At 70.3% G+C, this 13,847-nt stretch carries 11 protein-coding genes; 6 read left to right on the top strand and 5 right to left on the bottom strand.

Annotated features, from left to right (window positions below; genetic code table 11):
* Nucleotides 1-10 precede the first annotated feature (10 nt).
* Nucleotides 11-1,516 (bottom strand): CoA-acylating methylmalonate-semialdehyde dehydrogenase, encoded by a 1,506-nt coding sequence (locus tag CFN78_RS03950; RefSeq protein ID WP_094861199.1) that lies wholly within the window; start codon nucleotides 1,514-1,516, stop codon nucleotides 11-13.
* Nucleotides 1,513-2,829 carry an aspartate aminotransferase family protein gene (locus tag CFN78_RS03945; RefSeq protein ID WP_240519282.1) on the bottom strand — a complete coding sequence of 439 codons (1,317 nt, stop codon included), beginning with the start codon at nucleotides 2,827-2,829 and terminating at the stop codon, nucleotides 1,513-1,515. The genes CFN78_RS03950 and CFN78_RS03945 overlap by 4 nt, the downstream gene beginning before the upstream one ends.
* Before the next feature lie 184 nt (nucleotides 2,830-3,013).
* Here CFN78_RS03945 and CFN78_RS03940 point away from each other — a divergent pair, with 184 nt between their 5' ends.
* The 6 genes from CFN78_RS03940 to CFN78_RS03915 all read left to right on the top strand — a co-directional run bounded on the left by CFN78_RS03940 (nucleotide 3,014) and on the right by CFN78_RS03915 (nucleotide 10,242).
* Nucleotides 3,014-4,636 carry a PucR family transcriptional regulator gene (locus CFN78_RS03940; RefSeq protein ID WP_094861198.1) on the top strand — a complete coding sequence of 541 codons (1,623 nt, stop codon included), beginning with the start codon at nucleotides 3,014-3,016 and terminating at the stop codon, nucleotides 4,634-4,636.
* 147 nt (nucleotides 4,637-4,783) lie between these two features.
* Nucleotides 4,784-5,152 (top strand): SSI family serine proteinase inhibitor, encoded by a 369-nt coding sequence (locus CFN78_RS03935; RefSeq protein ID WP_094861197.1) that lies wholly within the window; start codon nucleotides 4,784-4,786, stop codon nucleotides 5,150-5,152.
* Between the two features lie 269 nt (nucleotides 5,153-5,421).
* Nucleotides 5,422-7,035 carry an NCS1 family nucleobase:cation symporter-1 gene (locus tag CFN78_RS03930; RefSeq protein WP_094861196.1) on the top strand — a complete coding sequence of 538 codons (1,614 nt, stop codon included), beginning with the start codon at nucleotides 5,422-5,424 and terminating at the stop codon, nucleotides 7,033-7,035.
* Nucleotides 6,986-7,828, top strand: coding sequence for a nitrilase-related carbon-nitrogen hydrolase (locus CFN78_RS03925; RefSeq protein WP_094861195.1), 843 nt, complete (start codon nucleotides 6,986-6,988; stop codon nucleotides 7,826-7,828). Before CFN78_RS03930 ends, CFN78_RS03925 begins: the two co-directional genes overlap by 50 nt.
* A gap of 12 nt (nucleotides 7,829-7,840) precedes the next feature.
* Nucleotides 7,841-9,232 carry a dihydropyrimidinase gene (gene hydA / locus CFN78_RS03920; RefSeq protein ID WP_094861194.1) on the top strand — a complete coding sequence of 464 codons (1,392 nt, stop codon included), beginning with the start codon at nucleotides 7,841-7,843 and terminating at the stop codon, nucleotides 9,230-9,232.
* Nucleotides 9,233-9,243: 11 nt separating this feature from the next.
* A complete protein-coding gene (locus tag CFN78_RS03915; RefSeq protein WP_094861193.1) occupies nucleotides 9,244-10,242 on the top strand; it encodes a TIGR03842 family LLM class F420-dependent oxidoreductase in 999 nt (332 codons plus the stop codon).
* Here the strand turns inward: CFN78_RS03915 and CFN78_RS03910 are convergent.
* From CFN78_RS03910 to CFN78_RS03900, 3 genes are all read right to left on the bottom strand, one after another.
* The gene (locus CFN78_RS03910) at nucleotides 10,206-11,021 is read right to left on the bottom strand and encodes an NAD(P)H-dependent oxidoreductase (RefSeq protein ID WP_094861523.1); all 816 of its coding nucleotides are present in this window, start codon (nucleotides 11,019-11,021) and stop codon (nucleotides 10,206-10,208) included. The two genes, CFN78_RS03915 and CFN78_RS03910, sit on opposite strands and share 37 nt — an antisense overlap.
* Before the next feature lie 234 nt (nucleotides 11,022-11,255).
* Entirely contained in the window at nucleotides 11,256-12,668 is a 1,413-nt protein-coding gene (locus tag CFN78_RS03905) for an aldehyde dehydrogenase family protein (RefSeq protein WP_094861192.1), read from the bottom strand.
* A gap of 64 nt (nucleotides 12,669-12,732) precedes the next feature.
* Nucleotides 12,733-13,734: a glutathione S-transferase family protein gene (locus CFN78_RS03900; RefSeq protein WP_094861191.1), complete on the bottom strand. Its 1,002-nt coding sequence runs from the start codon at nucleotides 13,732-13,734 to the stop codon at nucleotides 12,733-12,735.
* Nucleotides 13,735-13,847 lie beyond the last annotated feature (113 nt).

The raw sequence follows: 13,847 nt of genomic DNA, 5'->3' as shown, positions 1-13,847 counted from the left end.
GGCGGCCCGCTCAGGTGTTGCGCGGGAAGCCGAGCGTCACCCCGGCGGGCTGCTCCGGCCAGCGCGAGGTGACGACCTTGGTCCGGGTGAAGAAATGGAAGCCCTCCGGGCCGTAGGCGTGACTGTCGCCGAACAGCGAATCCTTCCAGCCGCCGAAGCTGTAGTAGCCGACCGGCACCGGGATGGGCACGTTGACGCCGACCATGCCGACCTCGACCTCGTTCTGGAACTTGCGCGCCGCGCGGCCGTCGGCGGTGAAGATCGCCGTGCCGTTGCCGTACGGGCTGGCGTTGACCAGTTCCAGCGCGGCCTCGTAGTCGGCGGTGCGGGTCACCGAGAGCACCGGGCCGAAGATCTCGTCGGTGTAGATCGACATGTCCGGGCGGACGTGGTCGAACAGGGTCGGGCCGAGCCAGAAGCCGCCCCGTTCACCGTCCACCTCGACGCCCCGCCCGTCGACGACGAGCGTCGCCCCCGCCTCCAGGCCTGCGTCCACATAGGACTCGACGCGCTGGTGGTGTGCGGCGGTGACAAGGGGGCCCATCTCCGACTCCGGCTTGCGGCCGTCGCCGACGCGGAGTTTCGTGATCCGCTCGGCGATCCTGGCCACCAGCTCGTCGCCGATCGGGTCGACCGCGACCACGACCGCCACCGCCATGCACCGCTCCCCCGCCGAACCGAATCCGGCGGAGACGGCCGCGTCGGCGGCCGCGTCGAGGTCGGCGTCGGGCAGGACGAGCATGTGGTTCTTCGCCCCGCCGAGCGCCTGTACCCGCTTGCCGTTGCGGGTCCCGGTCTCGTACACGTAGCGGGCGATGGGGGTCGAGCCGACGAACGAGATCGCCTTGACCTCCGGGTGCTCCAGCAGGCCGTCGACGGCAACCTTGTCGCCGTGCAGCACGTTCAGCACCCCGTCGGGCAGTCCCGCCTCGGTGAACAGCTCCGCGATGAAGTTCGCCGCCGAGGGATCCTTCTCGCTCGGCTTGAGCACCACGGTGTTGCCGCTGGCGATCGCGTTGGGCACGAACCACAAGGGCACCATGGCCGGGAAGTTGAACGGGGAGATCACCCCGACCACCCCGAGCGGCTGGCGCAGCGAGTAGACGTCGACACCGGTGGAGGCGTTCTCGCTGAAGCCACCCTTGAGCTGGGCCGCCGCCCCGCAGGCGTACTCGACGTTCTCGATCGCGCGGGCGATCTCGCCCGCCGCGTCCGACTCGACCTTGCCGTGTTCGCCGGTGACGATGCGGGCCAGTTCGTCCTTGCGCGCGGTGAGCAGCTCACGGAAGGCGAACAGGACGCGGGTACGGGCGGCGAGTGAGGCGTCCCGCCAGCCGGGGAAGGCACGGGAGGCGGCGGCGACCGCCTGCTCGACCTGTGGGCCGTCGGCGAGGTCGACCCGCGCGCGAACCTCGCCGGTTGCGGGGTCGAACACGTCCCCGGCCCGGCCACCGGCCCCCTCGGCGGGCCCGGCCGCAGGCTTGCCGTCGATCCAGTGGCTGATCCGGGTGGTCATCGGCTGAGTTCCTCCTGTGCGGTGGCGATGGCGGCGCCGAGGATCTCCAGTGCGTCCTCGGTCTCCTCGTCGGTCAGCGTCATCGGCGGGGCGAGCCGGACCACGTTGCCGTGCAGGCCGCCCTTGCCCACGAGCAGACCGCGTTCACGGGTCTGTTCCAGCACTATGCCCGCGGCGGGCGGACTCGGCTCGTGACCCGCTCCGGGCTCGACCAGTTCCACGCCGATCATCAGGCCCTTGCCGCGGACGTCGCCGATCACGTCGTACCGGTCCGCCAGCTCGCGCAGTCCGCCGATCACCCGGTCGCCCTGCTTGGCGGCGTTGCCCTGCAGGTCGTGGTCGAGCAGGTAGTCCAGCGTCGCCTTGGCCCCGGCGGTGGCCATCGGGTTCCCGCCGAAAGTGGAGATGGAGTTGGCCCGCAGGCAGTCCATCAGTTCCGGGCGGGCGATGACGCCACCGATGGCGAGGCCGTTGCCCAGCCCCTTGGCGAAGGTCATCGCGTCCGGGGTGACGCCGTGCGCGTCGATTCCCCAGAAGTGCTCGCCGGTGCGTCCCCAGCCGGTCTGCACCTCGTCCGAGATCAGCAGGATGCCGTGCTCGTCGAGTACCTCCTTGAACGCGGCGAGCATCCCGTCCGGTGGCACGTTGAATCCGCCGACGCCCTGGATCGGCTCGACGATCATCGCGGCGACGTCGCCGGCGGTGGTCGTCTGCAGCACGTCGCGCAGGTCCTCGACGCAGGCGGCGATGTAGTCGGCGTCGGTGTACCCGGAGAAGGGGCCGCGGTAGCGGTAGCCGCCGTGGACGTAGCTGACCTTCAGCGGCGAGAGCGAGCTGGCCGACCAGCCGCGGTTACCGGTGATACCGATCGTCGCGAACGCCCGGCCGTGGTAGCTGTTGCGCAGCGCCAGTACCTGGTTGCTGCGCCGGTGCTGGGTGGCGAGCATCAGCGCGGTCTCGTTGGCCTCGGTGCCGGAGTTGGTGAAGAACACCTTGGCGTCCGGGATGCCCGACAGTTCGGCGATCTGCTCGGCGAGTTCGACCTGCTTGCGGATCAGGTAGAGCGTGGAGGTGTGCACGACGCCGGTGTCGAGCTGGCCGCGCACGGCGTCGGAAATCTCCGCGACGCCGTAGCCGATCGCGTTGGTCAGGATGCCGGCGAAGAAGTCCAGATAGGTGCGCCCGCGCGAGTCGGTGACGTGGCGGCCGCTGGCATGCACGATCTCGATCGGCTCGTCGTAGTAGAGGGCGAGCCAGTCGGGCAGCACCTTCCGGTGCCGTTCCAGCAGTTCCGCGTCCGCAGGCAGCGTCACCGTCACCACGCCTTCCTCAGCAGGGTCCGTCACCAGGACCGTGCGGCCCCGTCCTCCCAGCGAGTTTCACGGCGTGCTCCGGCGGCCCGCCAGCCGCAACATGTACGGACTCCGCTGACCGCCCGTACAGTCTGTCTCCTGGCCGTGCCGGGCGGCCGGGCCGGAGCGGGCGAGGAGGAGCGCGGTGTACCCCACGGTCGCGGACGTGCTCGCGCTCCCCGTGTTCCGGCAGGGCGGACCGCGGGTGGTCGCCGGTTCGGCGGGCCTGGACAACCGGGTGCGCTGGGCTCACGTCGCGGAGCTCTCGGACATCGCGCACCTGCTGCGCGGCGGCGAACTCGTGCTCACCACCGGGATCGCACTGCCGGACGATCCGGTGGCGCTGGACGTCTACGTCGCCGAACTCGCCGGGGTGGGCGTAGCGGGCCTGGTCGTCGAACTGGTGCGGCACTGGAGCGAGGAACTGCCCGCCGCACTGGTCGAGGCCGCCGCCGGACGAGGGCTGCCGCTGGTGACGCTGTCCCGGGAGACCCGGTACGTGGCCGTCACCGAGGCGGTGAACGGCCTGATCGTCGACGCCCAGGTGGCCGAGCTGCGGGCCGCGGAACGGGTACACGAGACCTTCACCGCGCTGACCGTGGCCGGGGAGGGGCCGGAAACCGTGCTGGCCGAGGTGGCGCGGGCGGTGGATCGGCCGGTGGTGCTGGAGACGCTGGCGCACGAGGTGCTCGCCTACGACGCGGCCGGCACCGATCCGCGCGAACTGCTGGCCGGCTGGTGTGCCCGCTCCCGCGCGGTCCAGCTCGGTGAGCGCACCGGCCACCATCCGGACACCGGCTGGCTGGTCACCGTGGTCGGCGCCCGCGGCCACGACTGGGGCAGGCTGGTGATCGTGCACGGGGATCCGCCGCCACCCCGGCATCTCGTGGTGGCCGAGCGGGCCGCGTCCGCGCTGGCGGTGCACCGGCTGCTCGGCCGGGAGGGCGACAGCCTGGAGCGGCAGGCCCACCAGGCGGTGGTCGGCGAGCTGCTGGCCTCGCCGGTGCCCTCGGCCGAGCTGATCGCGCGCGCCGAGGCGCTGGGGGTGCCGTTGCCGGGCAGGCGGCTGGTCGGTGCGGCGCTGCGGCCGGTGCTCACCGGGGAGGCGCGGGCCGCCTCGGTGCAGCCGCTGCTGCGCGAGCTGGCGGAGGCGGGTGCGCTGGCGCTGCGGCGGGCAAGGGTCTCCGCGCTGACCGGGACCGTCGACGACTCCGGCGTCCGGCTGCTGCTGTCGCTCTCGCCGCAGGCGAACGTCGACGCCGTGTTGCGCAGGCTGGGCGAGGAGATCCGGCAGGGCAGGGGTACCGGGCGGGTGACGGTGGCAGCGGGGTCCACTGTGGATGATCCGGGTGGAGCGGCGCGCACCCTGGCCGAGGCCGCGCACGTGGCGGCCGCGGCGGCACACACCGATCGGGTTCCCGAACGCGGGTTCCACCGGCTCGACGACGTCCGGCTGCGCGGCCTGCTGGAACTGCTCGGCGGGGACGAGCGGCTGCGGGCGTTCGCCACCCGTGAACTGGGGCCGCTGCTGGCGCGCGACGCCGCGACCGGCAGCAGGCTGGCCGCCGCGCTACGGCACTACTGCGAGCACGGCGGCAACAAGTCGGCCGCGGCCGCCGCGGCGCACACCTCGCGCACGGCGTACTACCAGCAGCTCGCCCGGATCGAGCAGGTGCTGGGCGTCCCGCTGGAGGAACCGGAGTCGATGCTCTCGCTGTACGTGGCGCTGCTCGTGCACGACGTCACCGGCGCCGCCCCACCCCGGTGACGGGACCCCCGAAAACCGCAATATGTCGACGTATTGCGCTCTCCCGCCCCGCAATATGTCGACGTATTGCGTTCCCGGCACCCCTTCGTGAAGGCTTTTCACCCGCCCGTGTGGCCGGTCGGGGGCCTGGCGTGCCGATAGGAAGGTATGCCATTTCTCGAGACCGTCACCGCCTGCGCCCTCACCCTGGCCTGTTCGGGCGGCCCCACCGCGCCGGCCGGCCACCACCTCACGCTGACCATGCAGGAGCCGGACGGGCAGACCAGTGCCGTGGTGCTCGAATGCGAGCCCTCCGGTGGTTCCCACCCCACGCCCGACACCGCGTGCGAGACCCTGACGGCGGTGGCCGCGGACTTCGCGGGCATCGCCGGCGAGCAGCGGCAGTGCATCCTGCTGTACTCACCGGTCGAGGTGCAGGCTGTCGGCCGCTGGCAGGGCGAGCGGGTGAATTTCCAGGCCTCCTACGCCAACCGCTGTGTCGCGGGGGCGCAGACCAGCGGGGTGTTCGACTTCTGATCGGCCGATGACCCCGGACGCGGGGCGCCCGGTCATTCCGGGTGCCCCATGTCCGCGAGCCGGCCGCCGCGTCAGGTTCCGCCGAACGAGAGCACCCAGGCACGACCGGCTCCCCGCCCGTTAGGCAACCGGCATTCTGTGTGCCAAGTCACACATCGGTGAACACTCTGCCAGTCCCGCGAACCGGGCGGGCCCACCACGATTCTCCAGATGCGTCGCCGCCCCTCCGGCGGTGATTCCGAGGCGACATCGAGCGGTGGGGTTGCGCGATGACTTCGAACTCCGCGGTACCCGGGCCGGACGGCCGGGCTCGGCAGATCAGGCACGCCGACGGCCGGATCGAGCTGACCGACGTCACCTCCATCGGCAGCGGACGCTTTGTCAATCCTGAACTCGCCCCCGTCCCGATCGGGCGGCGCGACTGGAGTACGTACAACTACTTCGCGCTGTGGATGGGAATGGCGCACAACATCCCGTCCTACCTGCTCGCCTCCGGCCTGATCGCGATCGGGATGAACTGGGCGCAGGCGTTCCTCACGATCACGCTGGGAAACCTGATCGTGCTGATCCCGATGCTGCTGAACAGCCACGCGGGAACGAAATACGGCATCCCGTTCCCCATCTTCGCGCGCGCCTTCTACGGCATCCGCGGCGCCAATCTCGCCGCCCTGCTGCGAGCGTTCATCGCCTGCGGCTGGTTCGGTATCCAGACCTGGGTGGGCGGCCAGGCGATCTTCGTCATCATGGGCAAGCTCGCCGGTGACGGCTGGACCGGTGCGAGCGAGGTCTTCGGCCAGCCGTGGACCATGTGGATCGGTTTCCTGGTCTTCTGGGCGTTCCAGATGCTCATCATCTGGCGCGGGATCGAGGCGGTACGCCGGTTCGAGAACTGGACGGCACCACTGGTCACGGTCGGCTTCCTGATCCTGCTGATCTGGGTGCTGGTGAAGGCCGGCGGACTCGGCCCGATCTTCTCCCAGCCCTCCCAGCTCGGCTGGGGAGCGGAATTCTGGAAGGTGTTCGCGCCTTCGCTGATGGGCATGATCGCCTTCTGGGCGACGCTGTCGCTGAACATGCCGGACTTCACCCGTTTCGGCAGCAGCCAGCGCAAGCAGGCATGGGGACAGGTACTCGGGCTGCCGACCACGATGTCGTTCATGGCGATCGTCTCGATCATGATCACCTCGGGCGGCATCGTGATCTACGGCGAGACGATCTGGGATCCGGTGCTGCTGGCCAGCCGTTTCGATTCACCGGTCGTGGTCGTCATCGCGCTGATCGGACTCGGCCTCGCGACGGTGTCGGCGAACCTGGCGGCGAACGTGGTGAGCCCCTCGTACGACTTCTCCAACGCCTTCCCGAAGCGGATCAGTTTCCGGGTCGGTGGGCTGATCACCGGCGTCGTCGGCATCGCGATCCAGCCGTGGCGGCTGATCTCCGATCCGAACATCTACATCTTCGCCTGGCTGAACTTCTACGGCGGGGTGCTCGCCGCGGTCGCGGGGGTGCTGGTCGCCGGGTACTGGGTGCAGAGCCGGACCCATCTGGAACTGGCGGAGCTCTACACCGAGCACGGCCGGTACTGGTTCACCGGCGGGTGGAACTGGCGGGCGCTGGTGGCGACCGTCGTGGGCGCGGTGCTCGCCGTCGGCGGCGCGTACTCGGCGCCCGGCGAGGGTCCGTTTCCCTCCGACGGCCTCATCCCGATCTTCAGGATCTTCTACGACTACAGCTGGCTGACCGGTCTGGTGGCCGCGATGGTGGTGTTCCTGGTGCTGTCGCCGAACGCGTCGCACCGGGACGCCGTTTCCGGGAAGGACGAGGAGGACACAGGTGAGCAACGTCGTCAGGGCAGGGCTGATCCAACAACGGTGGACGGGTGACAAGGACTCGATGATCCAGGGCGCGGTCGACGCGATCGCCCGCGCCGCGTCCCAGGGCGCACAGGTGGTTTGCCTGCAGGAACTGTTCTACGGCCCGTACTTCTGCCAGATCCAGGACGCCGACTACTACTCCTACACCGAGGCGATCCCGGACGGCCCGACGACGAAGCTGATGCAGGAGGTCGCCGAACGGCACGGGGTGGTGCTGGTCGTGCCGATGTACGAGCAGGAACAGCCGGGCGTCTACTACAACACCGCCGCGGTGATCGACGCGGACGGCACGTACCTCGGCATGCACCGGAAGAACCACATCCCGCAGGTGAAGGGCTTCTGGGAGAAGTTCTACTTCCGTCCCGGCAACCTCGGGTACCCGGTGTTCGACACGGCGGTCGGCCGCATCGGCGTCTACATCTGCTACGAGCGGCACTTCCCCGAGGGCTGGCGGGCACTGGGCCTGGCGGGGGCACAGATCGTGTTCAACCCCTCGGCAACCTCGCGCGGACTCTCGCAGTACCTGTGGCGGCTCGAGCAGCCCGCGGCCGCGGTGGCGAACGAGTACTTCGTCGGCGCGATCAACCGGGTCGGCGTGGAACCCTTGGGCGACAACGACTTCTACGGCCAGACCTACTTCGTCGACCCGCGCGGGCAGCTCGTCGGGGAGGCCGCCTCCGACACCGAGGACGAGGTGGTGGTGCGCGATCTCGACATGGACCAGCTCGCCGAGGTGCGCGACCTGTGGCAGTTCTACCGCGACCGCAGGCCGGACACCTACGACTCGCTCGTGACGCCGTAGGAGGGCAGGACAATGCGCACACGGATCAGCGGCGGGACCGTCCTCGGACCGCATGGCGCCACCGTCGCCGACGTACTCGTCGAGGGCGAGCGCATCGCGGCGGTCGCCACCCCCGAACAGGCCGCGGACTGGAACCCGGACGAGACGATCGACGCCACCGGCAAGTACGTCATGCCGGGCGGGATCGACGCCCACACGCACATGGAGATGCCGTTCGGGGGCACGTTCTCCGCGGACACCTTCGCCACCGGGACCACCGCCGCCGCCTGGGGTGGCACCACGACCATCATCGACTTCGCGGTGCAGGCCAAGGGCACCTCTCTTCTGTCCACACTGGACAAGTGGCACGAGAAGGCCGACGGCAACTGCGCGATCGACTACGGCTTCCACATGATCGTCTCCGACGTCAACGACACCTCGCTCAAGGAGATGGAGACCTGCATCGCCGCCGGGGTGAGCAGTTTCAAGATGTTCATGGCCTATCCCGGCGTCTTCTACTCCACCGATGGCGAGATCCTGCGCGCCATGCGGAAGGCGACCGAGACCGGGTCGACGATCATGATGCACGCGGAGAACGGCATCGCGATCGACGAACTCGCGGCGCAGGCGATCGCCATGGGCGGCACCGAACCGTTGCAGCACAGCCTGACCAGGCCGCCGGAGCTGGAGAGCGAGGCCACCGGGCGGGCCATCGCACTGGCCAAGGTGACCGGCGCGCCGCTCTACATCGTGCACCTGTCCGCCGCCCAGGCACTCGCGGAGGTCGCCGAGGCACGCGACCAGGGGCAGAACGTCTTCGCCGAGACCTGCCCGCAGTACCTGTACCTGTCGATCGAGGACATGGCCAAGGGCGACTTCGAGGGGGCGAAGTACGTCGCCTCTCCCCCGCTGCGCGAGAAACACCACCAGGCCGACCTGTGGCGCGGACTGCGTACCAACGACCTGTCGGTGGTGTCGACCGATCACTGCCCGTTCTGCTTCAAGGACCAGAAAGAGCTGGGGCGCGGCGACTTCCGCGCGATCCCGAACGGGATGCCGGGCGTGGAGCACCGGATGGACCTGCTGCACCAGGGGGTCGTCGCCGGCGAGATCTCCCTCGCCCGCTGGGTGGAGACCTGCTCGACGACCCCGGCGCGGATGTTCGGCCTGTTCCCCCGCAAGGGGATCATCGCGCCGGGATCCGACGCCGACATCGTCGTCTACGACCCGGCCGCGAAACAGACACTGTCGGCGCAGACGCACCACATGAACGTGGACTACTCGGCGTACGAGGGTTTCGCACTGACCGGGCGGGTGGAGACCGTGCTCTCCCGGGGCCGGGTGGTGGTGTCGAAGGACGCGTTCCACGGCAGCACCACCCACGGCACCTTCCTGTCCCGGGACCTCTGCCAGTACCTGAACTAGAGGGAGATGCCGTGGACTTCGGTGTCGTACTGCAGACCGACCCGCCCGCCCGCGAGGTGGTGCGGCTGATGACGCTGGCCGAGCAGGCCGGATTCGGCTACGGGTGGACGTTCGACTCCTGCGTGCTGTGGCAGGAACCGTTCGTCGTCTACTCGCAGGTGCTGGCGGCCACCTCGTCGATGCGCGTCGGCCCGATGGTGACCAGTCCGGGTACCCGCGACTGGTCGGTACTCGCCTCGCTGTTCGCCACGCTCAACGACATGTTCGGCAACCGGACCGTCTGCGGGATCGGCCGCGGCGACTCGGCTCACCGGGTCATCGGCAAGCCGCCGTCGACCCTGGCGACCGTGCGGGACTGCATGCACGTGGTGAAGGAGCTCGCCGAGGGCCGGGAGGTCGACCACGGCGGCACGGTGGTACGGCTGCCGTGGGTACGGGACGGCAGGCTGGAGATGTGGATGGCGGGCTACGGCCCGAAGGCGCTGCGGACCGTCGGCGAGCACGCGGACGGTTTCATCCTGCAGACCGCGGATCCCGCCATCGCGCGCTGGACGATCGGCGCGGTGCGCGAGGCGGCACGGGCGGCGGGCCGCGACCCGGAGGGCGTCACGATCTGCGTGGCGGCACCGGCCTACGTCGGCGAGGACCTGGCGCACCAGCGGGACCAGCTCCGCTGGTTCGGGGGCATGGTGGGCAACCATGTCGCCGACCTGGTCGCCCGCTACGGCGAGTCCGGTCCGGTACCACGCGAGCTGACCGACTACATCGCCGAGCGGGAGGGTTACGACTACGCCCACCACGGGAAGGCGGGCAACCCGAGCACGGACTTCGTGCCGGACCAGATCGTCGACCGGTTCTGCCTGGTGGGTCCGGCCGCGGCTCATGTGGAACGGCTCCGGGAACTCGCCGAGCTGGGCGTGGACCAGTTCGCGCTGTACCTGATGCACGACGACCGCGAGGCGACCCTGTCCGCCTACGGCACGGAGGTGATCGGCGCGCTCGGCGCCTGAACTCCGGCCGCTGCGGCGAGGTGCACCGACAGGCCGTGCCGTCCGGCCGCGATGTCCGGGCGCAGCACCAGGTCCTCGTCGTAGTCGCCGCCGTTCTGGCGCCGGAACGGGATCGGCCGGGCGACCGGCAGCCCGCGCAGCCGTTCGGCCAGCCGGGCGGCCGCCGCGGCGAAGGCGGGGGTGTCGGCGCGGTCCGCGGACGGCACCAGCAGCGGCGGCACCACGGACATGCCGCTGTACCACAAGGTGCCGTGTTGCAAGGGAAACAGCAGTTCGTCGAGCTGTCCGTTCACTCCACGCGGGCCGAGGCTGACCTCCCGCGCGCCCGCGGAGACCACCACCATCGCGCGCTTACCGGTGAGGGTGCCCTCGCCGTAGCGGAGCGTGCGCCCCGTCGCCGGATCGCGTACGCCGAAGGCGAAGCCCTGGACGAACACGCGGTCGAACCAGCCCTTCAGGATCGCCGGCATCGCGTACCACCACAACGGGAACTGCACGACGACCGTGTCGGCCCAGACCAGCTTGTCCTGTTCGGACCGGATGTCGGCACGCAGCGCACCCGCCGCGTGGGCGCGTTGCGCAGCGGCGCCGACGAGGAGCCGGTCGGCGGGATCGTGGTCGAAGTCGGCGGCGCCGACGACCGGGTCCCACCGCATCGCGTACAGGTCCGACTGCCGGACCTCGTGACCGTCGGCGTGCAGCACCCGGACCCCCTCGTCGCGCAACGCGCCGCCGAGCGACCGCGGTTCCGGGTGGGCGAAGACCCACAGCACCTTCATTCCGTCCTCCGTACCCGTCGTGGCCGGGAACCGGCGCACCCGGTCCCCCGTCACGACCGAGTGTGCGTGGCCCGTGCCCTCGGGACGAGCGGCAGGCGGGTCAGGTGACGCCAGGATCGGGCCACCGCGCCAACCGCACGACACGGCATGCCGAGGCGCGCGACACGGCATGCCAGAACGCACGACACGGGGTGCCGAGGCGCGCGACACGACGGGTGGGTGGGACGGAACGGGTCAGCGCTGGATGGACTTGGTTTCCAGGAACTCCTCCAGGCCGAAGCGGCCGAGCTCACGGCCGTTGCCCGACTGCTTGTACCCGCCGAACGGAGCCAGCGGATTGAACGCCCCGCCGTTCACCTCCACCTGACCGGCCCTGATCCGGCGGGCCACGGCGGTCGCCCGCTCCGGGTCACCCGCCCAGACGGCAGCGGCCAGGCCGTAGTCGGTGTCGTTGGCGATGGCCACGGCCTCGTCCTCGGTGTCGTAGGTCAGCACCGACAGCGCGGGACCGAAGATCTCCTCGCGCGCGATCGTCATCTCCGGCGTCACGTCGGCGAACACGGTGGGCCGCACGTAGAAACCGGTCTCCAGGCCCTCCGGGGCCTCGGGTCCGCCGCAGACCAGCGTCGCGCCCTCCTCGATACCCTTCTCGATGAACCCGCGGACCCGGTCCCGCTGCGCTTGCGACACCATCGGGCCGAGCCGGGTCGACGGGTCCAGCGGATCGCCCGCGACGAATCTGCCCGCCAGACCCCTGGCCAGTTCCACCACGGCGTCCCGCTGGTCGCGGTGCACGATCATCCTGGTCAGCGCCGTGCAGGTCTGCCCGCCGTTGAGGTAGGCGTTGTTCAGCCCGGACTTCACCGCCCGCTCGAGGTCGGCGTCGGGCAGGATCACGTTGGGCGACTTTCCGCCCAGCTCCAGCGTCACCCGCTTGACCGTGGCCGCGGCGACCTCGGAGACCCGGGAGCCCGCGCGCGCAGATCCGGTGAACGAGACCATGTCCACGCCGGGGTGCGCCGCGATCGCCTCGCCGACGATCGGGCCGCTGCCGCTGAGCAGGTTGAACACCCCGTCGGGCACGCCCGCGGCCTCGACGATCTCGGCGAACAGGTACGCCGCCAGCGGGGCCACCTCGCTCGGCTTCAGCACCACCGTGCAGCCCGCCGCCAGCGCGGGCAGCACCTTGGCCACCACCTGGTGCAGCGGATAGTTCCACGGGGTGATCGCACCGACCACGCCGATCGGTTCGCGGACGACCAGCGAGTTGCCCAGTTCCTCGGCCTGTTCCGGAACCACCGCCGGATCGCGGTAGCTCTCGGCGACGACGATCGGCAGCGTCGCCTGCACCTTCTGCGCGATCGTCAGCGGGCAGCCCATGTCGGTGGTGATCGTCTCGGCGATCTCGTCCTTGCGTTCGGCCAGGCCGTCGGCGATCCGGCCCAGGTACTCGCACCGCCGCGCGGCCGGCAACGCCGCCCACGCGGGAAACGCGGCACGGGCGGCGACCACCGCGGCATCGACGTCGGCCGGGCTGCCCGCGGGCACCCTGGCGATGACCTCCTCGGTCGCCGGGTTGACCACCTCGATCGTCTCCGTCGAGGTCGAGCCGGTCCACCGGCCGTCGACGTAGATCACCTCGCGCATGCCGTGGATTCCTTCTGCCGCAACAGTTCCCGTCATCATGTCCTCCGCTCGCCGTACGCCTGGTTCACCACTGCGGTCCGAGTGCCTCCTCCGGTGGGGGCGGCCCTGGTGGCGTGCCGTCCCCGAACGGCCTGCCGCCCAGTTCCTCCCGCCCGTGCGGGGTGGCCCAGGCCGACAGGTCCGGCCCGCGCGGCACGATCCGCGTCGGGTTGACCCCCTCGTGCACCTGGTAGTAGTGCCGTTTGATGTGGTCGAAGTCCACCGTGTCGCCGAATCCGGGCGTCTGGAACAGATCCCGCGCGTACGCCCAGAGCACGGGTGACTCGGCGAGCTTCTCGCGGTTGCACTTGAAGTGGCCGTGGTACACCGGATCGAAGCGCACCAGCGTGGTGAACAGCCGGATGTCCGCCTCGGTGATCGTGTCGCCGACGAGGTAACGCTGCCGTTCCAGCCGCTCGGACAGTGCGTCGAGACGGGCGAAGAGCCTGCCGTACGCCTCGTCGTACGCGGCCTGCTTGGCGGCGAAACCGGCCTCGTACACAGCTGCGTTGACGTCGGCGTGCACCGCGCGGTTGACCTCGTCGATCTCCGCGCGCAGCCGCTCCGGGTACAGCTCCGGCGCACCCGCACGCTGGTGGGCGGTCCACTCGGTGGAGAAGTCCAGGGTGATCTGCGGGTAGTCGTTGGTGACCAGGGTGCGGCTGGGGATGTCGACGACGGCGGGCACGCTGATGCCTCCGTCGTAGTCAGGGTCGGCCGCCTGGTACGCCTCGGCCAGGAAACCGATGCCCAGTACCGGATCCACTCCATCCGGGTCGAGGGTGAACCGCCAGCTCCGGTCGTCCTGGATCGGGTCGGCCACCGCCACGCCGATGGCGTCCTCCAGTCCGAGCAGCCTGCGGACCACCAGTCCCCTGCTCGCCCACGGGCAGGCCCTGCTGACGACGAGCCGGTACCGGCCCGGCTCCACGGGCCAGCCGTCGCGGCCGTCGGCGGTGATACGAGCGTCGAAGAAATCGGACGAACGGACGAACTCGCCGGTCTCCGGATCTGTCGGAATTGCCATGCGGCCAGACTAGTTCTTTCGCGCGCGCTGTTCGGTGTGAGCGATGGCCCGGTGCGTAGACTCGCCCGACCCGGCGTATCCGGTTCCCGGCACCGCCGGGGTTGTCCTCGCCG

The organism is Amycolatopsis antarctica (genome assembly GCF_002262875.1).
In the GTDB taxonomy this organism is placed as follows: Bacteria; Actinomycetota; Actinomycetes; order Mycobacteriales; family Pseudonocardiaceae; genus Amycolatopsis; species Amycolatopsis antarctica.
Note: the sequence above shows the minus strand (reverse complement) of the source record. Positions and strands in the feature narration are given on the sequence as shown.